Annotated in this window: 34 protein-coding genes; 27 read left to right on the top strand and 7 right to left on the bottom strand. The window is 54.1% G+C overall.

Features of this window, described 5'->3' with window-relative positions:
* Position 1: 1 nt before the first annotated feature.
* The 23 genes from ACWI0H_RS01650 to ACWI0H_RS01540 all read left to right on the top strand — a co-directional run bounded on the left by ACWI0H_RS01650 (position 2) and on the right by ACWI0H_RS01540 (position 14,030).
* Positions 2–670 (top strand): hypothetical protein, encoded by a 669-nt coding sequence (locus tag ACWI0H_RS01650; protein ID WP_485874630.1) that lies wholly within the window; start codon positions 2–4, stop codon positions 668–670.
* Positions 671–745: 75 nt separating this feature from the next.
* Positions 746–970, top strand: a complete 225-nt coding sequence (locus ACWI0H_RS01645) for a hypothetical protein (RefSeq protein WP_485874629.1) — start codon at positions 746–748, stop codon at positions 968–970.
* Positions 971–1,254: 284 nt separating this feature from the next.
* The gene (locus tag ACWI0H_RS01640; protein WP_485876290.1) at positions 1,255–1,458 is read left to right on the top strand and encodes a hypothetical protein; all 204 of its coding nucleotides are present in this window, start codon (positions 1,255–1,257) and stop codon (positions 1,456–1,458) included.
* Entirely contained in the window at positions 1,455–1,700 is a 246-nt protein-coding gene (locus ACWI0H_RS01635) for a hypothetical protein (protein WP_485874628.1), read from the top strand. The genes ACWI0H_RS01640 and ACWI0H_RS01635 overlap by 4 nt, the downstream gene beginning before the upstream one ends.
* Positions 1,697–1,933, top strand: a complete 237-nt coding sequence (locus ACWI0H_RS01630; RefSeq protein ID WP_485874627.1) for a hypothetical protein — start codon at positions 1,697–1,699, stop codon at positions 1,931–1,933. The genes ACWI0H_RS01635 and ACWI0H_RS01630 overlap by 4 nt, the downstream gene beginning before the upstream one ends.
* Positions 1,930–2,325 carry a hypothetical protein gene (locus tag ACWI0H_RS01625; protein ID WP_485874626.1) on the top strand — a complete coding sequence of 132 codons (396 nt, stop codon included), beginning with the start codon at positions 1,930–1,932 and terminating at the stop codon, positions 2,323–2,325. Before ACWI0H_RS01630 ends, ACWI0H_RS01625 begins: the two co-directional genes overlap by 4 nt.
* Positions 2,318–2,542, top strand: coding sequence for a hypothetical protein (locus tag ACWI0H_RS01620; RefSeq protein WP_058578199.1), 225 nt, complete (start codon positions 2,318–2,320; stop codon positions 2,540–2,542). Before ACWI0H_RS01625 ends, ACWI0H_RS01620 begins: the two co-directional genes overlap by 8 nt.
* On the top strand, positions 2,539–2,778 hold the full coding sequence (locus ACWI0H_RS01615; RefSeq protein ID WP_336274705.1) for a hypothetical protein: 240 nt from the start codon (positions 2,539–2,541) through the stop codon (positions 2,776–2,778). Before ACWI0H_RS01620 ends, ACWI0H_RS01615 begins: the two co-directional genes overlap by 4 nt.
* A complete protein-coding gene (locus tag ACWI0H_RS01610) occupies positions 2,778–3,731 on the top strand; it encodes a toprim domain-containing protein (RefSeq protein ID WP_485874625.1) in 954 nt (317 codons plus the stop codon). Before ACWI0H_RS01615 ends, ACWI0H_RS01610 begins: the two co-directional genes overlap by 1 nt.
* Positions 3,728–5,284 carry a YfjI family protein gene (locus tag ACWI0H_RS01605; RefSeq protein ID WP_485874624.1) on the top strand — a complete coding sequence of 519 codons (1,557 nt, stop codon included), beginning with the start codon at positions 3,728–3,730 and terminating at the stop codon, positions 5,282–5,284. The genes ACWI0H_RS01610 and ACWI0H_RS01605 overlap by 4 nt, the downstream gene beginning before the upstream one ends.
* The gene (locus ACWI0H_RS01600; protein WP_485874623.1) at positions 5,284–6,027 is read left to right on the top strand and encodes a hypothetical protein; all 744 of its coding nucleotides are present in this window, start codon (positions 5,284–5,286) and stop codon (positions 6,025–6,027) included. The genes ACWI0H_RS01605 and ACWI0H_RS01600 overlap by 1 nt, the downstream gene beginning before the upstream one ends.
* Positions 6,017–6,286, top strand: coding sequence for a hypothetical protein (locus ACWI0H_RS01595; RefSeq protein ID WP_485874622.1), 270 nt, complete (start codon positions 6,017–6,019; stop codon positions 6,284–6,286). Before ACWI0H_RS01600 ends, ACWI0H_RS01595 begins: the two co-directional genes overlap by 11 nt.
* Before the next feature lie 22 nt (positions 6,287–6,308).
* The gene (locus ACWI0H_RS01590) at positions 6,309–6,941 is read left to right on the top strand and encodes a helix-turn-helix domain-containing protein (protein WP_485874621.1); all 633 of its coding nucleotides are present in this window, start codon (positions 6,309–6,311) and stop codon (positions 6,939–6,941) included.
* A gap of 141 nt (positions 6,942–7,082) precedes the next feature.
* Positions 7,083–7,403, top strand: a complete 321-nt coding sequence (locus tag ACWI0H_RS01585; protein ID WP_485874620.1) for a helix-turn-helix transcriptional regulator — start codon at positions 7,083–7,085, stop codon at positions 7,401–7,403.
* Positions 7,396–7,659, top strand: a complete 264-nt coding sequence (locus ACWI0H_RS01580; protein ID WP_485874619.1) for a hypothetical protein — start codon at positions 7,396–7,398, stop codon at positions 7,657–7,659. Before ACWI0H_RS01585 ends, ACWI0H_RS01580 begins: the two co-directional genes overlap by 8 nt.
* Entirely contained in the window at positions 7,659–8,744 is a 1,086-nt protein-coding gene (locus ACWI0H_RS01575) for a hypothetical protein (protein WP_485874618.1), read from the top strand. The genes ACWI0H_RS01580 and ACWI0H_RS01575 overlap by 1 nt, the downstream gene beginning before the upstream one ends.
* Positions 8,731–8,925, top strand: coding sequence for a hypothetical protein (locus ACWI0H_RS01570; RefSeq protein ID WP_485874617.1), 195 nt, complete (start codon positions 8,731–8,733; stop codon positions 8,923–8,925). The genes ACWI0H_RS01575 and ACWI0H_RS01570 overlap by 14 nt, the downstream gene beginning before the upstream one ends.
* A 15-nt stretch (positions 8,926–8,940) precedes the next feature.
* Positions 8,941–9,549, top strand: a complete 609-nt coding sequence (locus tag ACWI0H_RS01565) for a hypothetical protein (protein ID WP_444630386.1) — start codon at positions 8,941–8,943, stop codon at positions 9,547–9,549.
* Complete coding sequence (locus ACWI0H_RS01560; RefSeq protein WP_485874616.1) at positions 9,546–9,776, top strand: hypothetical protein; 231 nt, start codon at positions 9,546–9,548, stop codon at positions 9,774–9,776. The genes ACWI0H_RS01565 and ACWI0H_RS01560 overlap by 4 nt, the downstream gene beginning before the upstream one ends.
* Before the next feature lies 1 nt (position 9,777).
* Positions 9,778–10,626, top strand: a complete 849-nt coding sequence (locus tag ACWI0H_RS01555) for a hypothetical protein (RefSeq protein WP_485874615.1) — start codon at positions 9,778–9,780, stop codon at positions 10,624–10,626.
* 31 nt (positions 10,627–10,657) lie between these two features.
* A complete protein-coding gene (locus ACWI0H_RS01550; RefSeq protein WP_485874614.1) occupies positions 10,658–11,488 on the top strand; it encodes a helix-turn-helix domain-containing protein in 831 nt (276 codons plus the stop codon).
* A 639-nt stretch (positions 11,489–12,127) separates the two neighbouring features.
* Positions 12,128–12,805 carry a hypothetical protein gene (locus tag ACWI0H_RS01545; RefSeq protein ID WP_485874613.1) on the top strand — a complete coding sequence of 226 codons (678 nt, stop codon included), beginning with the start codon at positions 12,128–12,130 and terminating at the stop codon, positions 12,803–12,805.
* Between the two features lie 62 nt (positions 12,806–12,867).
* Positions 12,868–14,030, top strand: a protein-coding gene (locus ACWI0H_RS01540) for an IS3 family transposase (RefSeq protein WP_485873509.1) whose coding sequence is annotated in 2 segments (ribosomal slippage) — positions 12,868–13,123 and positions 13,123–14,030 — 1,164 coding nt in all. Because the reading frame shifts where the segments join, the coding sequence is not laid out codon by codon here.
* Positions 14,031–14,242: 212 nt separating this feature from the next.
* Here ACWI0H_RS01540 and ACWI0H_RS01535 read toward each other — a convergent pair.
* Positions 14,243–15,130: a carbon-nitrogen hydrolase family protein gene (locus ACWI0H_RS01535; protein WP_485874612.1), complete on the bottom strand. Its 888-nt coding sequence runs from the start codon at positions 15,128–15,130 to the stop codon at positions 14,243–14,245.
* Between the two features lie 13 nt (positions 15,131–15,143).
* The gene (locus ACWI0H_RS01530; RefSeq protein ID WP_485874611.1) at positions 15,144–16,520 is read right to left on the bottom strand and encodes an APC family permease; all 1,377 of its coding nucleotides are present in this window, start codon (positions 16,518–16,520) and stop codon (positions 15,144–15,146) included.
* 252 nt (positions 16,521–16,772) lie between these two features.
* On the opposite strand from ACWI0H_RS01530, the gene ACWI0H_RS01525 reads away from it, so the two are divergent.
* Entirely contained in the window at positions 16,773–17,588 is an 816-nt protein-coding gene (locus tag ACWI0H_RS01525) for a helix-turn-helix domain-containing protein (RefSeq protein ID WP_485874610.1), read from the top strand.
* Positions 17,589–17,664: 76 nt separating this feature from the next.
* Here the strand turns inward: ACWI0H_RS01525 and ACWI0H_RS01520 are convergent, their stop codons facing one another.
* From ACWI0H_RS01520 to ACWI0H_RS01510, 3 genes are all read right to left on the bottom strand, one after another.
* Positions 17,665–18,063, bottom strand: a complete 399-nt coding sequence (locus ACWI0H_RS01520; RefSeq protein ID WP_336269150.1) for a lysozyme inhibitor LprI family protein — start codon at positions 18,061–18,063, stop codon at positions 17,665–17,667.
* 146 nt (positions 18,064–18,209) lie between these two features.
* Positions 18,210–18,926: a metal-binding protein ZinT gene (locus tag ACWI0H_RS01515; RefSeq protein ID WP_336275218.1), complete on the bottom strand. Its 717-nt coding sequence runs from the start codon at positions 18,924–18,926 to the stop codon at positions 18,210–18,212.
* Positions 18,927–19,174: 248 nt separating this feature from the next.
* The gene (locus ACWI0H_RS01510; protein WP_007111857.1) at positions 19,175–19,381 is read right to left on the bottom strand and encodes a cold-shock protein; all 207 of its coding nucleotides are present in this window, start codon (positions 19,379–19,381) and stop codon (positions 19,175–19,177) included.
* A gap of 368 nt (positions 19,382–19,749) precedes the next feature.
* Here ACWI0H_RS01510 and ACWI0H_RS01505 point away from each other — a divergent pair, with 368 nt between their 5' ends.
* Positions 19,750–20,706: a calcium/sodium antiporter gene (locus ACWI0H_RS01505; protein WP_339881850.1), complete on the top strand. Its 957-nt coding sequence runs from the start codon at positions 19,750–19,752 to the stop codon at positions 20,704–20,706.
* An 86-nt stretch (positions 20,707–20,792) separates the two neighbouring features.
* Positions 20,793–21,362, top strand: coding sequence for a hypothetical protein (locus ACWI0H_RS01500; protein ID WP_485874609.1), 570 nt, complete (start codon positions 20,793–20,795; stop codon positions 21,360–21,362).
* On the opposite strand, the gene ACWI0H_RS01495 is transcribed toward ACWI0H_RS01500, so the two are convergent.
* Positions 21,359–23,158 (bottom strand): TRAP transporter permease, encoded by a 1,800-nt coding sequence (locus ACWI0H_RS01495; protein ID WP_485874608.1) that lies wholly within the window; start codon positions 23,156–23,158, stop codon positions 21,359–21,361. The two genes, ACWI0H_RS01500 and ACWI0H_RS01495, sit on opposite strands and share 4 nt — an antisense overlap.
* 107 nt (positions 23,159–23,265) lie before the next feature.
* A complete protein-coding gene (locus ACWI0H_RS01490) occupies positions 23,266–24,243 on the bottom strand; it encodes a TAXI family TRAP transporter solute-binding subunit (protein ID WP_485874607.1) in 978 nt (325 codons plus the stop codon).
* Between the two features lie 422 nt (positions 24,244–24,665).
* Here ACWI0H_RS01490 and nhaD point away from each other — a divergent pair, with 422 nt between their 5' ends.
* A complete protein-coding gene (nhaD, locus tag ACWI0H_RS01485; RefSeq protein WP_485874606.1) occupies positions 24,666–26,144 on the top strand; it encodes a sodium:proton antiporter NhaD in 1,479 nt (492 codons plus the stop codon).
* The last annotated feature ends 45 nt before the right edge of the window (positions 26,145–26,189 follow it).

Genomic DNA, 26,189 nt, shown 5'->3' with positions numbered 1-26,189 from the left:
GATGGATGATCAGATAGCAAACCTGATTGCCTTGAAAGAAGGAATCGAAGAATCACGCCCTGACAATGCCGAGGAATTACTCGACTTGGTACATAAGATGCTTTGTGCGCATCGCTCTCAATACGAGGTCATCGAGAAATTTGGAAAAGAGTTCCTGGCACCGTCTTACGATGGGTACGGCGATGAAACCAACAAACAGCGCCATAGCAGGATGGCAGAAATTGCAGCGGGCACAGTATCGCCTAATTTCACTCTGCACCTATTTGCCCGACTAGAAGATGCGGGGCTAGCAATGATCCGCCCTCTGGTTGACCTAGCGCAAACGCGAAAACCGAAAGAGATGGTGCTGCCAGACGTGGAAGAGCAGGTAATTGAGAATGGCAAGCTGGTTACTTACCAGCAGCCTAACCCTCTGAAAATGCCACCTAAGCAGCTTATTGAGAATGCCGACCTTCTCCACAATGAAGGGCGACAGGGAGGCGGCAGGAGTAGAGGTGAAGGAATGCAGAAAGAAGCCGCTGCCAGGATGGCAAAAGCTCAACAGATATGGGACAGCTTGGCGGCAGCGGGCATGCCAGAGCGCTACCGGGGTGGCGCAGTCGCCGAACGAATGGGCGTAAGCCCCCAAGCCGTCGGCAGGTGGCGGCGCTCAAACTGGGGGAAAAACTAAACGAACCCAAGCTAAGCACAACGAACATTCGGTATCTCACCATAAGAGCGTACTCATGCATACGGACGCGTTCTTATGAATATCGAAGCACTACCCAAAGACCAAAAGCTAATCACCAAGCCCAACCTGTGCCGCGCGATGGATATGACACGCAGCGGCGTAGATAGACTACTCAAGACCGACCCCAACTTTCCCCGTCCACTGAAATTCGGCGATAGCCAACAATCTACCTGCTACTTCTCTGTGAGCGAGTTTAACGCCTGGCTAGAGGCCAAGCTGGCTGAGCGGGGTGCTGCATAATGACCTTGCAACGCTCACCAATGCCGTTATATGCTTCATGTGCTGGCGCAAAATCGTCAGCCCGTCCGGCGTCGAACCCGGCAGACTTCAAACACCAAGGCGCACTTGCGCCCTGCGATCAGACGGCGCATTTTTTGTGCCTGTCTATTATGGCAGGGGTTAGCTGGGTGAGCGTGGAATTTCCTTGGTGGATGAAGCGCTCAGTTCGACCCCGGCAACACCCCTGCCACCCTAATCCCGTCGAACGGATAACGGTGGCTCCGAAATCACCAAGGAGCTTCACCATGGCATCATTCCGCCTATCCAACCTGGTTACCCGCAGCCTTGAAGGCCGCGCCGCTGCCCACCGTGCAATGGCCAAAAGCGCCTTGTTTGCCGATAGCAGCGCCAGCGTTCGCCTCCGCAAGTACAACTCCCACATTGAAAAAGCTCAACAGTTAGAAGCCCGTGCCCTCAATGCCGTTTCCGGCAAAGGAGGTGCAGCATGATTACCACCCACCACATCAACGAATGCACCACCGCCGACGAATTGCACGACCTGATGCATGACGCCGTCGTGGACTTCCTCCAAGCGCCGCTTTTGCTCCGGGACGACGCTGCTTTCTCCGAGCAGGCAGATAAATGGCGTGAGGAAGCAGCCAACGCTTCGGCTGATGACGCCGCCGCCATGGAAGAGCTGGCCAATCTGTTTGATGCCGCCGAAGAGCATCTTCAGGAGGTGCTGTCATGAGTCGCGTTCAGCCCCAGCTCGAAAAGTTAGACGATCTATTCGGCACCATTAGCGGCCTTACCCACATCATCCAGGAAGATCTGATCCGCAAGGCCAGCGAAGGCGAAAAAGCGATATTCGATGATCATCATATTGGCTGCCTGCTATCCGCCATTGATGAACTTGCCAATCGTGGTTACTGCGCCCTGGATGCCATCGATCACGCCTCGCAAGAGCTGGAGGTGCGCTCATGAGCGACTTTCAAGCCTACAACGAAGCAAGTCAGCATCTTCATATTCTGCGTAACACCGTCGTGCTAGTGGAGATCGCGCTTAACGATGCCGCTGAAGGTGATAACCAGGTTGCACCCCACGTCTTGGCGGCTGTTCTGTATGGAACCCAGCACCACCTCGATACGTTAGAGCGGCTTACCACCCGCCTCTTTCAAACCACTGCACCCAAGCCCCAACCAATCCCCGACCCTGGCGCCAAGCTCACTGGCCTACTTCGCACGATGCGGCAAGAAGCTGCTGATGCAGAAGAGCGTGGCCACGAAATAATGCCTGGCGCACTTACTCACTACGCGCACCTGTTTGAAGAAGCCCTTGCAGCTAGCCAGATGCAATCGGAGGTATCCCATGGATAAGGCAGCCATTCAGCACATTATGCTCGACGTCGAGATTGCAGAGATTCGCTTTGAGCACGCTAGCGCGCTGTTTGACGCCATCGCAAAGATGCTTGAAAGCGGTGAACACAAGACGGCGGCACGCCTAGCCAAACTTGGGCATGAAATCACCCGGGAAGGTGCTGACGATGTAAGTGAGCTAGGCGGTTCGATTGAGCAGGAAGGGGGCAAACAATGAGCATCTTCGACAACCCTCAGCATGCCCTTGTTGATCTAATGCTTAACGCCATTAGGGAAATTACCGACGAATTCGACGACTGTTTCTTGGGCTATCTGGTAAACGAACTGGCGCCAATGAATGGCTTCAGCCGAAAGATGGCCCGCAAAGAGTTGCGCCGCTTGGCAGGTAATGGCTTGATCGAATATCACTTGGTTGAAAGCGGAGTCTCTGTGCGTCTTGTGGGAGGTGAGTGATGCCTGCACCCACAAAGCAACAAGCCCCGGCCCTCAATAGAGGAGCCGAGGCTCGTGCAAGCGTCCTGCCAACGCAAAACCAGTATAGCAGTATTGAGCAGGCGCTAGTCGATGCCTTAGCCGCTTATGGCGTTACCGGGCTGGCAATCCGCGCAGATGGTGCCCTGCACCGTTTTGATAGTGCCGACAAGCCTAAAGGCAACCGTAACGGCTGGTATGTGTGCCCTTCGCTGGAAGTGGGCGTTTATGGCTTCTGGCATACCGGAGAGCAGCACACTATCGGCATTGGCGGCGAGATTGACCCCACAGCCGCCGCTGAGGCCCGTTTAGCCTACCAGCGGGCACGGGAGAAACGCGAGGAAGAGCAGCGCCAGCAACACGCCAACACAGCCGAGCAAGCCCGCCGCTGGTGGGCTGCTGCTGGCGCTGCTGACTCTTATCACCCCTACCTAGCCAAGAAGCGCCTGGCACCGCATGGCCTACGCCAGCGTGATTCTATGCTGCTGGTACCGCTGTTCTATGACGGGGAACTAGCCAACATTGAGCGTATTTATCCGAATGGATTCAAAGCGGTGCTTAAGCATGGTCGCGTTAAAGGTGTAGCTGGGCTAGTAGGCAAGCTGGCTGGCGCTAACCGTGTACTTGTGGCTGAGGGCTGGGCAACCGCTGCGGCGCTCCATGAAGCCATGAGCGTGCCCGTGGTAGTGGCCCGTAATGCCGACAACTTGGAGGCCGTCGCACGTCGTGTACGCCAGCGTCTGCCGGATGAGGTGGCTATCACTATCGCTACCGATGATGACCGCTTCACTGAGGGCAACCCCGGCGTGTCCAAGGCACGTCTTGCAGCCCTGGCCATTGGGACCAAGATGTTGATGCCGACCTTCTGCGAAGGCTGTAAGCGCTGTACGGACTTTGCCGACGTGGCCCTATGCCGCAAGGAGCGTGGTCTATGAGTCGAGAAGTGGTAAGGCTGGCACCTCTGGGCTCAGAGACAGATCCGGTAGATATCAAAGCCGGGGAAAATGGCGCTCCAACTCAAAAAGCGCCCGATCCCAAGCCATTGCCTGCGAGTCTTAGCAATGTGCCACCATTTGATCCGGAGATGCTACCTGAGTCGCTACGCGGCTACGTTATTGATACATCCCAACGGTTACAGTGCCCACCCGAATACTGCGCCGTTACTGTGCTAGTGCTGCTCGCTGGCTTAATCGGCCATAAGGTTAGACTTAAGCCGAAACAACATGATGATTGGGAAATCGTGGTGACGTTATGGGCTGCACTGATTGGTGGCCCAAGCGCGATGAAAAGCCCAGCACTTAAGGCGATGCGCTTTCCTATCGATGCCATTGAGGCTGATGGCCGTCGCCAGTACGAAGAAGATGTGAGGCGCTATGAAACCGATAAGGAGCTAGAAGAGCTGGCGCGCGCTGAAGCCAAGAAGAAAGCCAAGGGTTTTGCAGCAAAAGGCGAGATGGATGCTGCTCGCACTGTACTTGAATCCGTTGAGGAAGCCGAGCCGCCACCTGCGCCAATGCGGCTAACGATCAACGATGCAACCGTAGAAAAGGCAGGTGAGCTGATGAATGCCGCGGAATATCACTTGACGATACTCCGTGATGAACTAGCAGGCTGGCTTTCAAAGATGCAGCAAGAAGAATACGCCAGCGATCGCGCATTTTACCTGGAGGCGTTCAACGGCGATGGCCGCTTTACCTACGATCGCATCGGCAGGGGTACCGTGGCTATTGAACGCTGTGCGCTCAATATCGTGGGTGGTATACAGCCTAGCAAGCTGGCTCCCATCGTCCGCAGCGCCACCAAAGGCACCACTAACGATGGCTTAATTCAGCGCTTTCAGCTAGCCGTCTGGCCGGATGCGATCCTCCATTGGAAATGGATTGATCGTACTCCCGCAACAGATGCTAAAGAGCAGTATCGCCAGACGTTCTACCGCCTTCACTCTCTAGAAGTGGGCACAGATGAGGAAGGCAACCCACCAAGCTGGCGCTTTACGCCAGATGCCCAAGCGATGTTTGTGGAATGGGCTACTGAAATCAATCTTGAATGCCGAGACGAGGAAATGCCCTCGCTGCTGGCAGAACACTTATTGAAGATGCCCAAGACAGTGGGGAGCCTGGCGCTGCTGTTTGCCGTGATAGATGGCGAGCAAGGAAGTGTAGGAGAAGCCTCCACCGCTCGTGCCTTGGAGTGGGCTGACTTTCTGCGTAGCCACGCCGAGCGGCTTTATAGCGCTGCACTTAACCGTGATGTGGAAGGTGCCAAGCTGATTATAAAGCGCCGTGAAAAACTGCCTTCACCCTTCAAGGCTAAGCAGTTGCAGCAACGCGGTTGGTCGGGTCTCGATACGTCCGAAACTGTTCAAGCCGCTTTGTCGATCTTGGTCGAACATGGCTATCTCAGCGAAGTGGAAACACCCACCACCGGACGCCCCAGCATTAGCTTCTGGTGGCATTCAGATTACCTACCTAACAGGGAGGCTGGCTAATGGGACGCTGGTTGAGTCGAGTGCAGGCGAGTAGCAACGATATTGCTAACACTTCACCCCAAGTAAAGAGCCAGAAAAGCGTAGGCCAGTACCCCCCGCAAACCCCTAAAAGCACTTTGCGGGGTTTAGGGGGGATGGCTCAGGGTGCTTTTTCAGAAAACAATGCTCTATCCCCACCTCAGCAAAAGAGCATTGAGCTCGCCACCTCGGCAGAGATTGCGGACATCATTGGTGGCCTTAAAGCGACTGGCCGCTCGCTCGGGCTAGTGGAAGCGCTGGCACGTGATGCCATGACCCAACTAACGCGGGAAGCTGCTGCCGAGTTGGCCGTGGTGTTGGATGATGCTTTTGTAGTTGCACCGGATAATGCTACTGCGCGCGCCTACTGTCGACGCCTGCTGAATGACCCGCAAGCGCTAGAAGCTGCCAAAGCCGTATGGCCTAACCTGCCCCCTGCCCTGGTACCCGTGACCCAGTCAGCCCCCAGCGCGCCAGTGGTCGATCATGCCCCGCAATGGCTGCGCCTCATTCGTGAGAATTGTCCGCTGGTGCCGGAAGATGAAAAGCTGCTCACCCGTTGTTTAGCGATGCAGCCATTACGGGAAGCCCTGGAAGCCGCTAAGCAGTACGTCATCACCTGGAAGCACGCGGCCAGTATCGAGCCACGAGAAGCCGCCCGTGACAATGCAGGTCGCCGCGCCGCTAACAATAAACTACGGGGAGGCAGCCGCCATGCTAGATGAAGCCATCATCGAAGCCCGCCGCTTGGCGGCCAACCTTCACGGTATCGACCCAGAAATTGCACACAGCGCCTACATGGTGTGGATAGCGCTAGGATCAGGCCACGATCACGAAACCTTAATGGGCTGCGGGGCCACGTTGGAAACCATCGACCAGCGGCTACCAACGGGCACACTGGCCGCCCTGGTGCGTGTACGCCTAACCCGCCTGCAAGGGCTGGTGAACGCCTTGCTTGATGACGATCTACCACCAATCGCCTAATTCCATATTTGAAGGTACCTGTATGCAACCACCGAACCGGCAAGAGTTGACAAAAATTAACAAGCAACTCGGAAAGAAGATTCAGGATGCTCGAAGCCTTGCCGGCTTTTCCAGAACGGAGTTAGCCAACTTGATCGGCATTTCCGTTCAGTGGTTGAAGTGTCTGGAGCTTGGTATTGATGTCGATGATGGCGTGCCGGGGTGGATAACAAATCGCATTGCCCAGGTCTGCGGCGTGAAAGGTGACTTCTTGCTGGGGTTGACTGAGGAAAGCGAGCCCGACGAACCGGGGCCAACATGGAAAGAGCTTGCCTACTTGTGCAATAAGTCCGCGGCGCGAGACCGAATGCACTACATCGCCGAGATCGCTCAACGTGACATCCATCTTGCTGAGTTTCGGGAGATGGCTGCTAACGTCGATGCCGCTGCCAAAGCGGCACAAGCTGCCCTGGAAAGAGTGGCAGAGCTCAATACCCAATGGGAAGACATGCGAGGCGGTGCGCGCTTGGCATTGACCATTACAGAGCTCGATGAAGCGGTGGGGATTCTTGGGAAACGCGCCAGCGTCTACGTGAATCGTCAGGTAATCGCTGAGGCCGCCGAAACTCTGGAAGACTTGAAGATAGCTTGCCCTCCCCCCGAGCCTCACTTCTAGCGCCTCTTTCTTGCTTATAACCCCGCCATGGTGCGGGGTTTTGCGTATCAAGCATTCGCTTTGCCGTAACCGGAAAAACGCCCAAATTGACTGTTTCATATGCCTCATTGTGGTCAGTGCGTTCAAACAGAGGAAGCGCCAATGAAAGCCACCAATGAGTCAAAAGCCCGCAAAGAGAGGCGTGAAGCCCTTATCAATGCTGCATATGATCTGGATCCGAGTCTTGTACTAATCCGACCTTGTGAGGCGGCTGATATTTTAAGTGTTTCTCCATCACTGCTAGCGAATGCCCGTAGCAGTGGCCGAATGCTTGGCCGTCCAGCTCCAAAGCACGTCCAGTTGGATACGACTGTCCGTTACCGCCTCAGCGACCTTACTGCATGGCTCGAAAGCGCCTTAGAGGATGCCACCAGTGCGCCAGGTGCTAAGCCAGTCGCCCAAGGAGCCAGTACTCATGCCTAAAACTACTCATAACTACCAGAACGATAGCGATACTTCCGAGCAGTCAGAGCAAATAACGCTGCTCAATGACGTTGAAGGCATCCTCGAAGCCCTAGCCAGTGAGCTGCTCGAGGTGGCCGCAGGTGAGCAGCTTACCCAGGGCCGCGCCATTCTCGGACTAGCGGGTATTGACCTGGCCATTTCCTCCCTTCGTGAATGCATCCTCCTCCAATGCATGGATGCATCAGGCGAAGAACCCGACGCGGACGAAGGCTAATGGCTGGCGCACGTAGGCCAGCGCCAGCCAACAACGCCGCTAACCTGAAGGGCGCCGCGGCTGAGGCGCGCAAGGTTCAGAGCGAACAGCTTAGCGAGCGCGCCAAAGCTGAGAACATTCTAAGCCCCGAGCAAATGCGATCGGGTAACGTGCCAGTCAATGCTGGCGGCTTGATGATGACCATGTTGGGTGGCGAACTTCGCCCCATGACGTCAGATGATCTGGCACAGCTTCGCCAAAAGGCCCGCGAGCTAGGCCGCCGCTTTGAAGGGGGCATTACGGCACGCCAAGTGGTCGATATGTCCCTGTCTGAAGACCGGAAGCGCGCTCGCACTCAAATCACCACGGTCATACCCGCTGGCGCACGTGCGATGAAGCAAGGCGGCAAGGTTTCCGCGTTAGAAGTGCGCTTCATGACCAACGCGGGGCCAGATAGCGACGTGAGCCGTCACCACGTCATGGTGGAGTTTACCGGCTACCCCGAGCAAGTCACTGCAGGCGAGGACACCGCTCAGCGAGCAGCCGTGAAGCTGCGTAAGAAAGGCATCCGGTTTAACTGCGACTGTGGCCGCCATCGCTATTGGTACCGGTACTTAGCCACCGTAGGCAACTACAACGCAGGCCCGCGTGAAGACGGCTTCCCCAAGATTCGAAATCCCAACCTCGTGGGCGTGGCCTGCAAACACGTACTACGCGTTATGTCGGAGATCGAGGCAGGTAACGCCGTGCAAATGTTCCTTGCCCGCGCTATCGAGAAAGGCCGTAAGAGCGGCGATGGCAGTGGCCACATACGCCAGCTTCAGAAAGAAGCCAATCGTATGGCTGACAAGCAGGCGGCACGGCCTACCGGTGGGCGCGCTGTGACAGGTGATAGGGAGTTTGACCGTTCCCGGGCATCGCTGCGCAAGGCAAGCCGCGCCACCACCACGAAGCCCAAGAAAACCGCTAACGGCAGTAAAAAGGCGCAATCCCTGGCGAAGATGAATACCAAAGACGCTGACGCCGCATTTGAGCGGATGGTAGCTGAAATGGGCGTTGAGCGTGCCGAAGAGATCCTGACGGGGATGCGCAATGCCAACAAATAACGCGCCTCTCACGCCACAGGAGCGCCAGCGGCTGGAATATTCGCTTAGCCGCCGCGTTATCACCGGCGATCGTGCTGCTCATGGCCAGCTATGCGTATTGCGCCGTATTTGGGCGAGACAAGCCCAGCAATCAATCACCGCTGCCAAAGGGCAGCTTCAGCAACTCATCAAACACCGCTAATCGGAGATCGACACCATGGCTAAAAAGCCCACAGACCTCAAAACCGCCGCTGCTCAGCTTGATACGCTCGCAGACCCACGCCTGGCCGCCGAAGGCCAGCGCTTGCTGGCGCTGGTAGATAAGCTCAATGCGGATATAGCGCGAGCGCCACGAAAAGCCCGCATGGCGCTGCTGCTCAGTGAGCATAACTGGTCTATTGCCGATCTACTTCTGAGCCTGAAATTTCAGGTCGAAGACGCTGAGGCGCTTAGGGATGCCATAGGCAAAGAGGATGGCCGCCTGCAACGCCAAAAGAAAACCTTAGACGATGCGCTTCAGTCGGTCACGACAGCATTAATGAACCGAAGGAGCCGTTTCAAAGATGAAAAGACGGGCCTTGAACAACGCATAGAGCGTTTGAAAAGCCAGCAACTCAAGTCGATCCAGCAGTTAACCGAAGCTGGTTTAACGTTCGAAGAGGCAGAAAGTCGAGCAAAGCCGCCTCAGTCGGACATTCAAAAATTAACTTCAGAGCTTCGTTCGCTGCCCTCAATTGAAGAGGAGGTTCAATGGCGCTTAGGTAGCTACGTTCATCGCCTACAGATGCATGAGCAAGCCAAATCGCCCCGGGAGCTAACCGCATGAGTATGAGCAACGTGACGCCTACCCCGGCAGAGATCCACGCCATCCTTGAAGAGCAAACCAAGGAGTTGCTGAGCGCGATAGAAACGTACCCGGCAGTGCAACGCTTCCAAGCTGATAAGCGGCTGTATGGTGGCGATGAAAACGCTTTAAAGGCTGCCATGATGCGACTTCAGAACGCCCGACTATTGCTTCAAGCGGTTCATAAATGCGCTGAGGGAGAAGATTAATATGGCAACGCGGCTTTCTGATATGCGGGTTACCGCTGCCGCACCAGGTGGGGGCATTGGCCCCCACTGGGACGGCATCAATAAGCACCTAATCGCTAGCATCTACGAGGTGGGCCCTAACGGCGACCCGCTTTACGAGAACGGCAGCATCCTTCGCTGCTTGTTCGTGGATGATGCCAACCTAGAAGCAACATTCGACTGGCGATCGCCGTTTGAAAACTCGGGCTCAGATTCACTTTCACCCAGTCTTAGCGCAATGCTCCAATCTGGGACGATTCAGCCAATTATTGAAACCGTGAGGGGGATGCTATCCAGCGAAGAGAGGGAGAAGTTCGACAAAGCCACGCCGGGTAGCTTCGCTGATAAAACGACCGCCGCCGTTGAGCATGCGCGTGGGCGTACAGGGATTACTAAGCTGAACAGCACGCAGGTTTTCACCGGCATGGCTCCGCTGCGGTTGCAGGCAAACATCATGCTTCGCGCTTGGCGTGATCCGCAGGCAGAGGTAGAGGAAGCCATCAACTTACTAATGGATTGGGCGTTGCCGCGCTATCTAGCGCCCGAGGGGACGTTGCTAACCGCGGCGCTGGAATGGGCGGGCTCTAAAAACAGAACCGCTAATTCGTTAGTTGAAGCCGCCTTACCCAGTGAGGTTCCAGCACTGTTAGCCATACGCTATAAGCAGCGGGTTTTTGCTCCCATGGTTGTTGAAAGTATTGGCCTACCACTCAACTCGCCTTCCGATAAGCTTGGGCGCTTTGTGCAGATGCAAATCCCTGTGACGTTCTCCTCGTTAACCGCATGGGATGGCGCAGGCTGGCAAGGGGCGCAGCCTCAAAACGGTTTCTGAGGGTACAGACTCGCTTATTGCAGGTGATGATATGGCAGCTAAGATGACGCCAGCGCAATGGAAGAAGGCCAAGCGCCTATGGGAAGGGGATACCAGAGAGGGGTTCGCCTGGTTGGTGCGAGAGCTATCGCTACCTGTATCGCGGGTGGCTGTTAGCAGGCGTGCCAAAGCGGATGAATGGCAAAAGCGGGCACAGCCTACAGACCCTGCCAGCAACACAGAGGAGGAGGTTACGCACGGGGTTACGGTTACGCCCCAGGTTACGCAAGAGGTTACGCCCGTAACCAACGATCGAGGCCGACCCAGTGAGTACCAGCCTGAGTATGCCGAGCAGGCTTACCGCTTGATGCTACTGGGCATGACGCGCAGCCAGGTGGCGCAATTCTTCGAGGTGAGCGAGGCCACAATCTACAACTGGTGCCATGAATACCCGGATTTTTTAGAGTCCATAAGGCGAGGGGCAGCGCTGGCCGATGCTCATGTGGCCGAAGCCCTCTACCGGAGAGCTATCGGAGTGGTGCTGCCCGAGACTCACGTATCCAACTACCAAGGTGATGTGACGCTAACGGATCTGCACCGGCATTACCCACCGGACACCCAAGCCGCGAGGATGTGGCTGAAGAACCGGCAGCCTGAATTGTGGAAAGACAAGGTAGAGATCGAAGAGAAGCCGACCATTGCCCTGGTGGATCGTAAAGCCCGTCGCGAGCGCATAGAGAAAGCTCTTGAACATGCTGCTGACGTTGAAAAGCAGATGAAGCGCCGCCGCGAGCGCCTCGGCTTAAAGCATGACGATGGCACCTATCCCGGTGAAACCTATGAGAGCGATTATACGGAGCTAAACGGGGATGATACAGAGTGAGCGGTAAGCTTCGATGTGAGCCTGAATCACTTCTACCGAGAGCGACAGAAACAGGAGGCGGCTAAGGTTTGCTATGGTGCTTTTCAATTCCCACTTTCTCCACAGAATCTCCCCCAAAAAAAGGCCCAGCAGCCAGCACCGTGTATGCCCTGGTGTATGCCTAACTGAACAAACTTATTTAAAACCATTTAATAACAGCATCTTAACTATTGAGTTCAAACGACGCCGCCCCACCTTACTATAAAAATCAAGCACCTACGGGTGCTTTTTTTGTTTTCTGATCCTAAATACCCACTCAAGCTAAAAATCGCTTGATATTGTTATGATGGGAGATGAATGACTGGCTTTTTTCAATACTCAATTTCAGCATCTTGAGTCCAAAGCCATGGCTGAGAAGTAAGCCAGCATTCCAAAAACACCCCATCAGCCCGCTATGTTCAGCACATCAGTAGCCTCTTAATACCAGCCACTCGGACGCACCAAGGCACCAGTAGGGTGTCGTTATCCTTATGACAATTTTGGGAGGTGAGCTACTGGGAATAGACCAGGAAACGCGCTGAAGCCACTGCTTTCTTCAAAATAGGTTAAAAGCGTCTTACGCTTATAGCCAATGAACCTAGCAACGGGCATTTCAGCACCATGAGTGTAAAAACTACATTAAAAGAATTTGTCAGCATCCTGGACAAAGCCTGGGAAGGTAAGCGAGCTGCTCAAATGGTTCAGTTCGTTCTCTATCTGGATCTGGCAATGATTTTTGCTGGTCTCATGGGGCTAGCAGAATGGGATAGTAGAAACACCCCCATCCTCAGTAATTTAAACTTTGTGGTCATCGTGCTCGCTTCATTCACGGTCTGGGCAGCGTTCTTAACGCCTATGGCAAGCACAGTTTTTAGGGCTTTCATTCTTGAGATACCGGGCCTCTTTCGCTTGACCCCCTCTGCAAGCCAAGAGCAGCCAAAGGGTTATGTACATATTGCTTATTATGGAAAAATTGCCTATAAGCGGAATGATCCGCACATGATTGACTACTACCTAATGCGCCAAAAACGGGCGCGCGATTCAGAGGCAGAGCAAAGACGGTCGGGCAATATCCTGTTCGGTACCGCCTTAATCATTCTGTTCAACTCTTTTCCGAACATTATCGGTATTGAAACGACGTCTACTTTGCTTCAGGAAGTAATGGCGTTTATGGGTCTCGAAGTCTATCTAGCAATAGGTCTTCTACTAATTCTATTCTTTTGGCGGGCAACGACGGCAGCATGGTTTGGCGTGCCACTCACGTACATCGAACAGCCAGAACTCTATCGACAGCTGTAGTGGTTCAATAAAACCGGACACCAACGTAGGTGGTAATATTGCCACCATAAGCGAGGTGTCTGATGACCAAGAAACGACGTACTTTTTCGCCTGAATTTAAGCAAGAAGCTGCCAGCCTAGTACTAGACCAAGGGTACAGCTATCCCCAAGCTTGTACCTCGTTGGGTGTCGGTGAAAGCGCCCTCCGGCGCTGGGTTCACCAGCTTGCGGACGAGCGTCAGGGAGTAACGCCTAAGGGCAAAGCGTTAACCCCAGAACAGCAGCGTATTCAGGAGCTTGAGGCTCGCTGCAAACGCCTTGAGATGGAAAAAACCATCCTAAAAAAGGCTACTGCTCTCTTGATGTCGGACGACATGAATCGTACGCGCTGATAGACCAGTTGAGTGAGCAAATGCCTGTTGAAATGGTCTGTAACGCGTTTGATATTAGCCGCTCCAGTTACTACGAGTACCGGCAGCGGCGGCACCGCGTGGATGTTGAGCGTCTGGCCTTAAAAGCTCAGGTAAACCGCCTTTTCAAAAAGAGTCGCAGCTCAGCTGGCAGCCGCTCGATCAAAGGTTTGCTCAGCGAAGAAGGCGTCACCATTGGTCGTTTCAAGGTTCGGCGTTTGATGAGCGAAATGGGGTTGATCTGTAAGCAGCCGGGCCCTCATGCTTACAAGCAGGCGACCGTTGAGCGACCTGATATTGCGAACCATCTTGACCGCAAATTTACACCAGACCTGCCCGATCAGGTCTGGTGTGGTGACATCACTTATATCTGGAGTGGCCAGCGTTGGAACTATCTGGCCGTTGTGTTGGATCTTTATGCTCGTCGTGTCGTTGGCTGGGCCATGTCGTCCAGCCCGGATGCAGATCTTGTTGTGAAAGCGCTGGATCACGCCTGGGAACAACGTGGTCAGCCAAAGAGCGTCATGTTCCATTCCGATCAGGGTAGTCAGTATGCAAGCCGCAAGTTCCGCCAAAGACTTTGGCGCTATCGAATTAAACAAAGCATGAGCCGACGTGGCAACTGCTGGGACAACTCGCCGATGGAAAGACTGTTCCGGAGCCTGAAATCGGAGTGGATACCGGCTTTGGGATATCGAAATCTACCTGAGGCCAAGAAAGACGTTAGTGGCTATCTGATGGGTTACTACAACCAGCAGCGCCCTCACTCGTTTAACGATGGCATGCCTCCCGTTGTCGCTGAGGAAAATCTTAAATTACTGTCCGGGATTAGTTGACCACTACAAGCAACAAGAAGGGGCTCAAGCAGAAAGCAAAGATAAGCCTCCCTATCCACGCGACTAGTACCCTTATGCTCGACAACCGAAACATCCGACCCCGACGCAAGCTTGGGAAGAATCAACTTATCGCAGGCAATAGCCATCACCTGGGTGATGGCATAGTTGCACGTTATGGGAATAACGCGGGGGTTGGAGAGAGTGGAGGCTGCTTAACGCTTTTCCCTCCACTTGCGCGGATCAATGCGGCCTTCATACATCGGCAATTCCAGCACAGGGTCATCCTCTTGGAACTGAGACCACATGCGGTTCAACCCCGCCGTGCCGAAGGTACGCACACGCTCAACTTCGTCCAAATTGAGTACGTCGGTCAGAATGCCCGAGGTGGCGCCGGGCATTTTCGCGCGGATGCGGCCTTCGGGGTCAACGATCAGGCTCTGCCCCTCCCCCGAAGGTGTGGCCGCATTGGCGCTCACCATATACACCTGATTGAAAATCGCATTGGCCTGCACAAGGATTTGCTCCTGGGCGCGGTCGCAGGTGGTGGTGGCCACTTGGTTGATGATCACCTCCGCCCCCAGCCACGCTAGCTGACGTACCATCTCGGGAAACCAGATATCGTAGCAAATGGCCAGGCCGACCCGGCCTATGCCGGGCACCTCGAACACCTCAAAACGGTCTCCCGGCTGGTAGGGCTCATAAGGCCGCCAGGGAAAGCACTTCCGGTAGGCAGCCACTCGCTCACCTTCGGGCGAATACACCGGCGCAGTATTGTATAGATGCCCGTCCTCTCCCCGTTCGCATACCGTGCCGGGCAGCAGCCATACACCCAGGTTGCGGGCGATACGTGATAAGTGCTGGTGACGAGGGCCATCGATCGGCTCAGCCGCAGCTTCCAGTTGCTCCCTGCGTTGCTCAGGCGTACCCGTGGCACTACATAGATAGAGCTCTGGATAAACCACCATCCTTGGCTGTTCAAAATCAGCACCGAAGTCGCTCAAGTGTACCGCCAGCTGGGCCTCGAGGCCCAGCAGCTCGGAGTCAATGCCATGCTGCCGCGAGGCTTCCTGCACCACAAGGACAGGCAAATATCTGGACATGGTAGATCTCCGTTTAAAGGGGCGCTTTTACTGGGGCGGTTGCTGACTCGGGGTCTGATTCATCAAAGGCCACTTCCGGCGGCTCGCGACGGAAGAATCGGGTCAGGTAAGCCAACTGGGCGAGACCAATGGAAAGCCAGATCAGCCCAAGAATGAAGGCGTTGATATCCAATTTACTCATCAGCCAAAGGTTAACCAAGGCACCGATAAGCGGCATCACCATCCCTCTCATTACACCATACTGGCGCTTTGCATCAGCGTCTTTGCTTACCAGAAAAATCACTGACAGGTTAACCATCGTGAAGGCGATGAAGGCACCGAAATTGATGAACGAGGCGGCCGATAATACATCGAGGAACAAGGCGATAATGCCAATGGCGCCCGTTAACACGATATTGAACACTGGCGTATGGAAGCGCGAGTGCAGCGCACCGAACAGCTTAAACGGCAATACCGCGTCTCGTCCCATAGCAAACAGCAACCGAGAGGCACTTGCTTGGGCGGCCAGACCAGACGTGAACTGGGCGAGCACCATCCCGGCCAGAAAGATAGCGCCAAAGAGATCCGCACCGATGGTGGTGGCAATTTCAAAGGCGGCGGAGTCAGAGTTTACGAAACTACTGCCTGGGTGAACCAGCTGGGTGGTGTAACCCACTAGTACGTAGATACCGCCGCCAATCAGCGCGGTGAGCATAATGGCCTTGGGGATATTGCGCTTTGGGTCGATGGTTTCTTCGGTTAGTGTGGTGACGGCGTCGAAACCAAGGAAAGAATAAGCGGCCACCGCTGCCCCCGCAGCAATCGCGGTGAAACCAGCCTCTTCACCCAAGAACGGCCCCAGGCTAAAAAGCGCATCAGTGCCACCGGTCGCAAATACGTGACGAATTGAAAGCAGTACGAAGAACGCGATCACCAGTATTTGGAAGACCATCAGCAACGAGTTCACTTTGGACGCGAGCTTGATGCCGTAGATATTCAAGAAAGTGGTGATGCCAATGAAGCCCAGCAGGAATATCCAGCTCGGTACTTCAGGAAAGCGCGCATTCAAATAAGCAGCGCCGATCAACCAAATCACCATGGGCAGGAAGAAATAATCCAGCAGCACGCTCCATCCCACCATAAAGCCAACACGCGAGTCGATGGCTCTGCGTGCGTAAGTATAGGCAGATCCGGCTACCGGATAAGTACGCGCCATAATGCCGTAGCTGTATGCCGTGAATAGCATGGCAACGGTAGTGATGAGGTAAGCAGTGGGTACGGCGCCATTGCTAGTGCTGGCAATCACACCGAAAGTGCCCAGCACGATCAATGGCGTCATGTAGGCGAGGCCAAACAGCACCACGGCTTTTAGGGATAGCGTTCTTTCCAGTTTGATATTGTTATCCGTCATGATCCATCTCCAGGAAACGTTGGTACCGACAGCGGGCAGTCCGCTGAGTCGGCACAAAACGAAGAGGTGGTTGATCAAGCCAGCCATCGAGGCTAGACCAGCTTGCTACCGTTAATGGTCGGCTAATAACCCTCAGTTGCTGGCGTTACAGCTGTCCAGCTAGACTGAGATGCTTAGTCGCCAACCTCTTTAGAACGGTATTGGCAGCTCATCGGATCGTATATAACCCTAGCGTGGTATGGACTTGCGGATGTGGAAGCAGTGACTCAAAGCGAAAATGATGAGGTTCTGGCCGACACCATCAGGGCGTTGGGAACGCCTGCGTTACCTCAACACTTCTCTAGATTGGTGAAACGACTCGCAGCCTTCGATAATCTAATAATCATCGCTTATCACGGTGAACACCGACCGGCGGTACTCTATCGGGAATATACCGACCCTGTCGTCTATCTACCGATGGATAGCCAATATCTAGGGGGAGATTACCTGCTGGATCCATTTTACCGAGAGCACCTTAGAGGTGATGTGCAGGGTATACGTCGATTGAAGGACATAGCACCCGATCACTTTCGACGCACGCATTATTATAAGAATTACTACCAGCAGACCACGCTACTCGACGAGGTAGCAGTTTTTGCCAACGTCACCGAGAGTGACACCATAACCGCCTGTTTTGGTAGGGATCGCTCAAGTGGCAAACCTTTTAATAGGTGTGAACTTGAGAATTTGCATCAGTACGAAAACATCCTCAGCTCGCTACTGAAAAAGCATTGGCAAGATTACCGCTTTGAAGGTGTGAGTAAAGCGGCGCCAGCGCCTCTAGAGGAGCGCCTTAGAGAAGCATTGAATCAGCAACACTGTATTCGGCTGAGCCCACGCCAGGCAGAAGTGGCCCTGTTTATTTTAAGAGGCCACTCATCTCTATCCATCAGCCTTCACCTGGATGTCAGCCTCCAGACGGTTAAGGTCTTCCGTCGCCAGCTCTATGCCAAGTGCTGCATTTCGTCTCAGGCGGAACTCTTCGCGCTACTGATGCCGCTGTTTGCTCGGCTGGCCGAGCACAGTTGACGCATCGTCTTATCAGCCTTTTAAGAGCTAAAAATTAATAATTTAAAGCCGCTCATTGACGAGACAAGAACACCTTTCAGCGCGAGCAGCTAAGATCGCCCTCTTCACATTCAGCATGTTCACGTAGCGTTTCAGTTCGTGCTTCTGTCAGCGCTTCAAGGCAGCCGTTACGCACCATAGGCTGCGCACTACCACCCTCAACGGCGCTACTTTCGAACGCACACTCGGCATCGCGAAAACCGATCCAGGCGCGCTGAGCGGTTCTAAGCTTTTCCAGTGAAGCAGAGTTGCTGCTTAATTGATCCACCAGTACCTGATAAGCCTCATTGAGCTCATCGTCAGCCGATTGGTACGCCTGAGCCGAGCATTCGGTTAGCTCAGCCTGTGTCGTAGCGCTATCACAGGTATCGCCCGCGTAGGCAAAGCTGTATAAAGCCAACAACCCTATGCCCATAAAAAGTGAAGACAAACGCATAATGCATGACCCTATTTGATTTGGTAAAAAATATGGAAAGAGTACAGCCGCTCTACTCTAAACCCTATTTTAACAGTGCCAATAACAGCAAAACGCTGGCATGATAGCCAGCGCTTTTTCAATCACTGAAGTATGCTTAATACAGATTAATGGGCCAACATCTCTTCAACAATGTCTTCGCCACTTAGTTCTGACGCGTAATAGGTCGGCCAGTTAGTCACTTCTTCTAACAGCGCTTCACGATCATCGCCCCAGTAAAGGTGGTAGTGGTCTGCGTCAGTTGGGTAAATACCGTGATCGCTGAACTGAATATACTGAGGAAGATCGTCAGCCCCCTCGCCTTCGAGCTCATAAATAAAGCGAACACCCCGGTTGCCCGCCTCGTAATTTAAAATCTCGTAGCCATCGTACTGATAGTCACCTGACATCTCTTCACCGTCCGCAAAGAAAGTGACGTTGCTGCCGTCGATAACGATACGATCTACATCCGTTTCATACCCTATCTCGTAATACGCTTTGTACTCTTCGGCGGTTTTATCGCCGTGCTCTGCTTTATCAGCAAACACTTCATCTAGCGTTCCATCTTGTAGGTACGGATAGACGGATTGCCAATCACCTTCCCAGTCTGAAAGTGAGCGATCCTCGATCTGCTCATCCTCAAAATAACCCGAATAGATATCGTGGTCGTGGTCGTGGTCGTGGTCGTGGTCGTGATGAGCATGATCTTGATCATGGCTGTGGTCATGGTCATCAGCACTGACGTATTGAGCGCCAGCGAGCAGTAACGTACTGAATGCAAAGGCACTGACAGCCTTTAGCGGCGACACGATCTTTTGCCTATCTTCCATCTTGCTGGCTCGCATGCTTCTTTCTCCCTTGTGAGTTAACGCCCAAGAAAGATATATTATAACATATCATTTAATCAAGCTAGTTGATTAATGCATAATAGAATTGTGAGGAAAGTGGCAACGGATGGGGTAGTAGCGCCTGCCGGCAAACGCAACGATAGTGGAATCGTGGATTTATTGAAGACACAAACGCATCGGGCCCCGCCTAAGCGGGGCCCGATCATCGAATCTAAACGATTCGAGAACTTAAATAATCACTAGGATTAAGAAAGCAGCTTAATGTTTGAAGCTTGAAGGCCTTTCTGACCTTGGGTAACGTCAAAAGAGACGTTAGCGCCTTCAGGCAGAGTTTTGAAGCCATCAGACTGAATTTCAGAAAAATGAGCAAAAACGTCATCGCTGCCGTCAGAAGGAGCAATGAAACCGAAGCCTTTAGAATCGTTGAACCACTTAACTGTGCCAGTTGCCATGATATAAATCCTTTTCGCTAATCGCGAATTGTAAAATTCCTGGTATTACCCAGATAAATAGTGAGTAGAACAAGGAATACAATTACAGACTACCGAAAGAATTCGAATGTTTCTGGAACCATGCTTGCTTGCTAACTTACTAACTGCGCACATCCTGCCATGTAGTCAGCAGCAGGTCAAAGCCTTTATGCGTTTTTAATTTTTACTCTACCGCTTATAACCACTGGAATACCGCGCAAATTACAAAAATTAGCAGTAATCTTGCCAATGAGCTGGGCACTACTAATCCGACCGCCTAGCGCGCTCTATTGGCCAGGCAAACCCTGCATTAATCGCAGCCTGACCAGTACTATGGAAGAGGTTTTAACATGCTATATGGACTTAGTTTGTTGGCGGGTATTGCGCTGCTCACCCTGGGCGGTGAGTCACTGATCCGGGGGGCTGTTGCTGGCGCAAGAAGGGTCGGCGTTTCGCCCCTACTGACCGGGCTGGTAGTTGTCGGTTTCGGCACATCGGCACCCGAGCTGGTTGTTTCTATTGATGCCGCTATAAACCAACAGCCTGACATTGCTATTGGCAACATCGTGGGTAGCAATATCGGTAATATCCTATTGATTTTGGGCATGTGTGCCGTGATTTGCCCTATGGTGGTCCATCCTCAAGCGCTGCGCCGAGATGGCTTGGTGGTGATACTGGCGAGCCTGCTATTTATTGGACTCTCCTTTGGCGGGGCATTAGGGCGCGTTGATGCGGCAATCTTTATAGCCTGTCTTGTGGGCTACCTTGTGTGGGCTTACTTAAGTGAAAGTCGGCATCATATTCCTGCGGCAGATATGCATGCCTCAGAAGCCGAAGAGATGACCAAACTCCCCACCACGGGCTGGATGATCACCTTAGCGCTGGTGATTGGTTTAGGCATGCTAATAGGAGGGTCGCAGCTACTACTCTTTGGCGCCATTGGGTTAGCCCAGGCGTTGGGTATTTCCGAAGCCGTCATTGGCCTCACCATCGTTGCAGTGGGCACCTCACTACCTGAAATGGCCGTGTCAGTGATTGCGGCGCTGCGCCGTCATGCTGATGTCGCGGTGGGGAATATTCTGGGCAGTAACATATTTAACCTGCTGGGCATCCTCGGTATCTCAGCATTTTTACAACCACTGCCCCTTGCACCACGCGTGGCCCTGTTCGACCAGTGGGTAATGCTCGGTGCCGCTGCCCTATTGGTGCTATTTTTGTACACCGGTATGCGTCTATCGCGCTGGGAAGGGGCAGCATTGCTCGCCGGTTATGCCGCTTATATAGCGTTAAGCTTTACGATTTTTTGAGATGGCCTAATCGTTGATTGCGCTGAGCCAAAAACCCACCGTTTTTGGCTCAATGACTTGATTGTTTATCGTGGAGAAACGTCACCGTGCACATTGCAACCTTGGGGCCTAGCGGCAATAACCATGAGTTGATTGCCAAGCGCTATCTCAGAATGCGTTGCTCAGGCGAAGGCAGCGTGACTCTCTTTAGCCAGTTTGAAGCGGCCTTTCAGGCGCTTATTGCTGGGCAGGTTAGCCACGTGTTGCAGTGCACCGCCCACGCCACCCATCGCGACTGTGTCGGCCGCTATATGCATCGAGCCTACCCGGTCGACACCTTTATTGCGGGTAGCAAGCCGCTGGCGCTGATCGCACAACGTGCTACTGCGCAGCCCACCCAGGTGGCACTGCAGCCAGCCACCCGCTATTACACTGATTTAACGGGCTATGCAGAGCTCATTGATGCACCCACCACGGTGGCAGTAGCAGAAGGCCTGCTCGCCGGGCGTTTTGAAGCAGGCATCTGTGCTGAAGAGGTGCTCGCCCAGGCACCCGAGCAACTGCGGTTGGTGCAGTCACTGGGGCCTGCGCTGGATACCTGGGTGATGTTTGCCACTACCCCGCTGCCAGCCTCTTCGCCGCTACGGCTGGATGCTGACGACTCGTCCCAGGGCTAAAGTAAGAAAATCAGGATGCCTCCTGTCGCGACTAGCGCCGCACGCTGCCACAATGCTTTGCGCGCGATCACTCCGTAAGAGATCGCCCCCAGCCCCAGCGCCACTTTCAGCGCATTCAGCAGGGCGCCTGACGGATTAAAGGCTAGTTGGATTATTTCCGGGTTGGCCACCATGGCTAGGGGAATAATATACAGCCCGATCCCCAGCGCCATGGCCTTGAACGCCACCTTCAGCCAGTTCTCCCCCACCATGCCAGCGGCAATAAACACACCGCCACACACCGGCGGCGTGATAGTTGAGAGCAGCGCGTACCAGAAGACGAACAAGTGCGCTAGAAGTGGCTCCAGATCCAGCGATGTCAACGCCGGCCCGGCGACAGAGACACAGATCACGTAGGCGGCGGTGGTTGGCACCTCCATGCCTAAAATCAAGCAGGCGAGCGCCGTTAGCAGCAAGGCTGGCCATAGCATGTCGTTGGAGAGCGACAGGATACCTGAGGTAATCTTGACGCCCAGCCCTGTTAGCGACAGCACGCCGACCACCAGCGAGGCGCACAGGATAATCGCGCCGATCACGGCAATCTGGCGCCCAGCAGTGACCGCAGCGGCGGCTAACCGACGGCTAAAGCCAGGAAGCGAAAAGCGCAGCATCACATCAAAGAACAACAGCGCAATGCCTGCAAAAATCGCAATACTGGCAGCGTACTGAGGGGTATAGCCACCGTTGAAGATGCGTTCTAGCAGCAACACGAACGGGATCGCAAAAAACAGCGAGGTAATGACGACCTCTTTCGCGTGAGGGCGCTCGCTTTCCGCCACGGGCTGCAAATCATGCCGGGTCGCGTAGGCATTGATGCCCACCCAGACGGTCAAGAAATAGAGGACTGCCGGCAACATTGCCGCGCCCATAATTTGTGTATAGGGAGTCCCCGTCAGCTCCACCATGACAAACGCGCCCGCCCCCATCAGCGGCGGCATGATTTGCCCGCCAGAGGAGGCAACCGCTTCCACCGCACCGGCGAGCGAGCGCGGGTAGCGCAGGCGTACCATGGAGGGAATAGTGATTGCCCCAGTGGAGGCCACGTTAGCTGACGCCGAACCGGAGATAGAGCCCATCAGTGCCGAGGAAATCACCGCCACCTTGGCCGCGCCCCCGGTCAGCCGCCCTGCCACCGCGCCAGCGAGATTCATGAAGCCCTGACCCGCTTCGCCAGCATTGAGCACCGCACCGAAAATCACAAATATTGCCACCACACTGACACTCACGCCGGTCAGCGATCCCCACAGCCCGCCTTCGGCAATGGTCAATGTGCCCACCATGCTAGGCAGCGGGAGTCCAGGGTGGCCAAAAGCACCAGGGATGTATTGGCCGAAAGCGCCATACATCAAGGCCAGCAACGCGACCAGCGGCAGCGGCCAGCCAATCGCCCGGCGGGCGGCCTCAAGCGCAAGCGCGATTAAAAATAGCCCAATACCCATCTGCAGGTGGGTATCAATAAAGCCATACTGGTTGGCTAGCGCGGCCTCATTGACGGCGATATAGCCACATGCGGCCACGCCCAGCAGCGTTAGCACCCAGCCGCTGATTCGCTGCGTCGGTGTGTTGGCCATGTAGACCAGCACCCAAGGCAACAGCAGCGCCATGTGTAGCGGCCGACTGACGAGCGCAGGCGTTAAGCCATAAAAAATCAATCCCAGATGAAACACCACACTGACCGCCCCCAGCGCCATCCAGCCTGGGGCTATGGCGTCATCATCTGCAGGGGTCACCGCTGGCGAAGAAGTAATAACACGCATGCCAAGTTGCCTATTATCAATACTGCATCAATACCGCATCAACTCTGCATCAATACAGAACTGCCACAGCGCGATCGCCGTGGCAGTAGGAAGAAGGGGGATAGTGACTAACGTAGAGAGTCAGGCACCTCGAAGCCCGCTTCTTCGTAATAGCGCAGTGCCCCTGGGTGTAGCGAGCCGGTCATGTTTTCCAGCATTTCAGGGGTAATACTGCCCCACCAGGCGGCCTCTTCGGCCATGGCATCACGACGCTCCCAAAATGTTTTGGTCAGCGTGTAGGCAGTATCGTCATCCATATAGGTGGTGGTGTAGGCAATCACCGGTAGCGATGTGGTTTCGACATCTTTATCAACGCCGGGGTAGGTACCGCCGGGGATCGTTTGGCGCGCCGCGCCGGTTTGTTCGATTTGCTCATCGGTCAGACTAACCAACGATATAGGCATGCTGGCGGCGGTCTCGATCACATTGGGCGACGGGAAAGAGCTGGCCGTTACAAAGCCATCAATCTGACCGTTTTTAAGTGCATCGGGGCCGCTGCCAATCGCCGCATCGGCGATTTGAACACTCTCTTCCAGACCAAACAACTCCAGGTAACGAGCCGCTTCTCGGGCGCCAAACGTACCTCGGCCAATTAATAAGTGCTTGCCTTCCAGGGCAGACATATCCGCCACTCCTTTGTCACCCGCCATTACAAAGTGCATGGTGATAGAAGGGATGGGGAACAGGCCACGAATCTCTTGAAAGCGTGGGTTTTGACGCTCGGCAAAGGCGCCCTCTCCTGCCATGGCCTGCTCCACTAATGCAGGCGGCGTGGTAAACACGTAGTTACCCTGGCGCGCCATGACCTCCATGACGTTCTGAACCGAGCCCTGACTCTCTTCCAGAGTGAGCACAATGGCGTCATCCGTCCCCTGGCGGATCGCTTCTGAGAGTTCTACGCCCATCTGATAGTAGGCGGTACCGGCAGAAGCCGATTTATAGGTCACCCGCGTTTCAGCGTGGACGGAGAAAGCGGTACTTACCAGCGCTAGCGTAGCAGCCATCACGCCAAGCGTGCGGCGAAGGGAGCGAAATGAGTTGCGCATCTTAATCTTCCTTAGCGTATCCAGCGGCCGTTTTCTAACGGGCCTCGTTTTTATGTTACCCAGCAATGGGCCTAGGGGGCGTCAACATACCATGACTATACCTAAACGGGCAGCCTCCGCCTGGGGGTCGACGGCGATAATGAAAGCGTGCATTAGTGAAAAGAGGTATAAAGAAATGGATATTATTTAATAATACTATTCGGCAATAGTATAACCACCACCTTTAAATCAGCACTTAGGCAAAACTAATGTTGTTAAAGTTACCATTACCTAAAAGATTAATTTCCTAAAAAAAGATGCTATTCCCTTAAGAAGAACTACTTTCGTTCGTTTTTATAAAGTATTGCGGCGCAATATAGGCTGGTAAACTAGTGACGCTTTTACACCACTCCTGACAACTTAACCATGAGGAAAAACGTCACATGCCTACGTTGTGCCAACCCTCTCGCCAGCCACGATTATATCGTCGCTGGCTTTTTTTGTTAGCGGCCTTACTATTAGGCGTAAGTCCCAATGCGTTTGCCGTTACTGGTGAACTAAATTTAACCACCTCGGCTGTCGGCTTTTTTGCGGTGGCTATTTTCGTCCTGGCGTATGCCCTCGTCATGGCGGAAGAAAAGATTCATATGCGCAAGTCGAAGCCGGTGTTAGTGGCAGCCGGTATCATCTGGAGCCTCATCGGCTGGGTGTATGTCCAAAACGGTATGTCTGACGCGTCCGAGTACGCGTTTCGCGTGACGCTTTTGGAGTTCACCGAGCTGATGCTGTTCTTGCTGGTGGCCATGACGTATATCAACGCGATGGAAGAGCGCCGGGTGTTTGATGCTTTGCGCTCCTGGATGTTACGCAAAGGCTTCAACTACCGGACACTGTTTTGGCTGACCGGCGGTCTCGCCTTTGTGCTTTCACCCATTGCCGACAACCTCACCACCGCACTATTGATGTGTGCCGTGGTAACTAAAGTGGCAGAGGGCGATCAGCGGTTTATTAACGTCGCTTGTATCAATATTGTGGTGGCCGCCAATGCGGGGGGTGCATTTAGCCCCTTCGGCGACATTACCACTCTCATGGTGTGGCAAGCTGGCATGGTGGAGTTCCAGGAGTTCTTCATTCTGTTCTTCCCTGCCCTGGTCAATTTCCTAATACCCGCCTCCATCATGAGCCTGTTCATTAAGGACGAGAAACCCGCTAGCGTTTATGAAGATGTGTGGATGAAGCGGGGTGCCCGGCGCATTGTAGGGCTGTTTTTATTGACCATTATTACCGCCGTGCTGTGCCACGTAGTGCTCCACCTGCCGCCGGTGCTGGGTATGATGACCGGCCTGGGCTACTTGCAGTTCTTCGGCTACTACCTACGCCGTAGCCTACCCCGCTCGCTGGAGCGTAAGCGCGAGCGCTATAGCCGCCGTGGCGACAACAAGAAGCTTGAGCAGTTGGGTAGCGTGGTGCCGTTTGATGTCTTCAACCGCGTGGCACGTGCCGAGTGGGATACATTGCTGTTCTTCTACGGGGTAGTGATGTGCGTTGGCGGGCTTGGATTCATGGGCTATCTTGGCCTGTTGTCAGAAGCGCTCTACACCGGCTGGAACGCCACGGCAGCCAACATCACGCTGGGTATTGTATCAGCGGTCATCGACAACATTCCCGTTATGTTTGCGGTGCTCACGATGGAGCCCGATATGTCTCACGGCCAATGGCTGCTGATTACCTTAACCGCAGGCGTTGGGGGCAGCTTGCTGTCGATTGGCTCAGCGGCGGGGGTCGCTGTGATGGGTCAAGCAAGAGGTTCCTATACGTTTATGGGCCACTTACGTTGGTCGCCGGTCATTTTGCTTGGCTATATCGCCAGCATTTTGGTTCACATGTGGCTTAACGCTGAGAGCTTTGCGCTCTTCAGCTAATCGCATAAACGTAAGTTAGATAGACCTAACCTTTACCCCTTTTCA

The organism is Halomonas sp. NYA30 (assembly GCF_976980765.1).
Note: the sequence above shows the minus strand (reverse complement) of the source record. Positions and strands in the feature narration are given on the sequence as shown.

What these genes read in the sequence shown, in the direction of transcription:
- ACWI0H_RS01535 (WP_485874612.1), bottom strand. Translation starts at nt 15,130, where the DNA reads ATGTCCAGATATTTGCCTGTCCTTGTGGTGCAGGAAGCCTCGCGGCAG.
- ACWI0H_RS01490 (WP_485874607.1), bottom strand. Translation starts at nt 24,243, where the DNA reads ATGCGCAACTCATTTCGCTCCCTTCGCCGCACGCTTGGCGTGATGGCT.
- ACWI0H_RS01630 (WP_485874627.1), top strand. Translation starts at nt 1,697, where the DNA reads ATGAGTCGCGTTCAGCCCCAGCTCGAAAAGTTAGACGATCTATTCGGC.
- ACWI0H_RS01495 (WP_485874608.1), bottom strand. Translation starts at nt 23,158, where the DNA reads ATGCGTGTTATTACTTCTTCGCCAGCGGTGACCCCTGCAGATGATGAC.
- ACWI0H_RS01520 (WP_336269150.1), bottom strand. Translation starts at nt 18,063, where the DNA reads ATGCGTTTGTCTTCACTTTTTATGGGCATAGGGTTGTTGGCTTTATAC.
- ACWI0H_RS01555 (WP_485874615.1), top strand. Translation starts at nt 9,778, where the DNA reads ATGGCAACGCGGCTTTCTGATATGCGGGTTACCGCTGCCGCACCAGGT.
- ACWI0H_RS01575 (WP_485874618.1), top strand. Translation starts at nt 7,659, where the DNA reads ATGGCTGGCGCACGTAGGCCAGCGCCAGCCAACAACGCCGCTAACCTG.
- ACWI0H_RS01515 (WP_336275218.1), bottom strand. Translation starts at nt 18,926, where the DNA reads ATGCGAGCCAGCAAGATGGAAGATAGGCAAAAGATCGTGTCGCCGCTA.
- ACWI0H_RS01605 (WP_485874624.1), top strand. Translation starts at nt 3,728, where the DNA reads ATGAGTCGAGAAGTGGTAAGGCTGGCACCTCTGGGCTCAGAGACAGAT.
- ACWI0H_RS01620 (WP_058578199.1), top strand. Translation starts at nt 2,318, where the DNA reads ATGGATAAGGCAGCCATTCAGCACATTATGCTCGACGTCGAGATTGCA.
- ACWI0H_RS01645 (WP_485874629.1), top strand. Translation starts at nt 746, where the DNA reads ATGAATATCGAAGCACTACCCAAAGACCAAAAGCTAATCACCAAGCCC.
- ACWI0H_RS01545 (WP_485874613.1), top strand. Translation starts at nt 12,128, where the DNA reads ATGAGTGTAAAAACTACATTAAAAGAATTTGTCAGCATCCTGGACAAA.
- ACWI0H_RS01650 (WP_485874630.1), top strand. Translation starts at nt 2, where the DNA reads ATGGATGATCAGATAGCAAACCTGATTGCCTTGAAAGAAGGAATCGAA.
- ACWI0H_RS01565 (WP_444630386.1), top strand. Translation starts at nt 8,941, where the DNA reads ATGGCTAAAAAGCCCACAGACCTCAAAACCGCCGCTGCTCAGCTTGAT.
- ACWI0H_RS01505 (WP_339881850.1), top strand. Translation starts at nt 19,750, where the DNA reads ATGCTATATGGACTTAGTTTGTTGGCGGGTATTGCGCTGCTCACCCTG.
- ACWI0H_RS01595 (WP_485874622.1), top strand. Translation starts at nt 6,017, where the DNA reads ATGCTAGATGAAGCCATCATCGAAGCCCGCCGCTTGGCGGCCAACCTT.
- ACWI0H_RS01560 (WP_485874616.1), top strand. Translation starts at nt 9,546, where the DNA reads ATGAGTATGAGCAACGTGACGCCTACCCCGGCAGAGATCCACGCCATC.
- ACWI0H_RS01570 (WP_485874617.1), top strand. Translation starts at nt 8,731, where the DNA reads ATGCCAACAAATAACGCGCCTCTCACGCCACAGGAGCGCCAGCGGCTG.
- ACWI0H_RS01590 (WP_485874621.1), top strand. Translation starts at nt 6,309, where the DNA reads ATGCAACCACCGAACCGGCAAGAGTTGACAAAAATTAACAAGCAACTC.
- ACWI0H_RS01580 (WP_485874619.1), top strand. Translation starts at nt 7,396, where the DNA reads ATGCCTAAAACTACTCATAACTACCAGAACGATAGCGATACTTCCGAG.
- ACWI0H_RS01510 (WP_007111857.1), bottom strand. Translation starts at nt 19,381, where the DNA reads ATGGCAACTGGCACAGTTAAGTGGTTCAACGATTCTAAAGGCTTCGGT.
- ACWI0H_RS01600 (WP_485874623.1), top strand. Translation starts at nt 5,284, where the DNA reads ATGGGACGCTGGTTGAGTCGAGTGCAGGCGAGTAGCAACGATATTGCT.
- ACWI0H_RS01635 (WP_485874628.1), top strand. Translation starts at nt 1,455, where the DNA reads ATGATTACCACCCACCACATCAACGAATGCACCACCGCCGACGAATTG.
- ACWI0H_RS01585 (WP_485874620.1), top strand. Translation starts at nt 7,083, where the DNA reads ATGAAAGCCACCAATGAGTCAAAAGCCCGCAAAGAGAGGCGTGAAGCC.
- ACWI0H_RS01530 (WP_485874611.1), bottom strand. Translation starts at nt 16,520, where the DNA reads ATGACGGATAACAATATCAAACTGGAAAGAACGCTATCCCTAAAAGCC.
- ACWI0H_RS01615 (WP_336274705.1), top strand. Translation starts at nt 2,539, where the DNA reads ATGAGCATCTTCGACAACCCTCAGCATGCCCTTGTTGATCTAATGCTT.
- ACWI0H_RS01550 (WP_485874614.1), top strand. Translation starts at nt 10,658, where the DNA reads ATGGCAGCTAAGATGACGCCAGCGCAATGGAAGAAGGCCAAGCGCCTA.
- ACWI0H_RS01625 (WP_485874626.1), top strand. Translation starts at nt 1,930, where the DNA reads ATGAGCGACTTTCAAGCCTACAACGAAGCAAGTCAGCATCTTCATATT.
- nhaD (WP_485874606.1), top strand. Translation starts at nt 24,666, where the DNA reads ATGCCTACGTTGTGCCAACCCTCTCGCCAGCCACGATTATATCGTCGC.
- ACWI0H_RS01610 (WP_485874625.1), top strand. Translation starts at nt 2,778, where the DNA reads ATGCCTGCACCCACAAAGCAACAAGCCCCGGCCCTCAATAGAGGAGCC.
- ACWI0H_RS01640 (WP_485876290.1), top strand. Translation starts at nt 1,255, where the DNA reads ATGGCATCATTCCGCCTATCCAACCTGGTTACCCGCAGCCTTGAAGGC.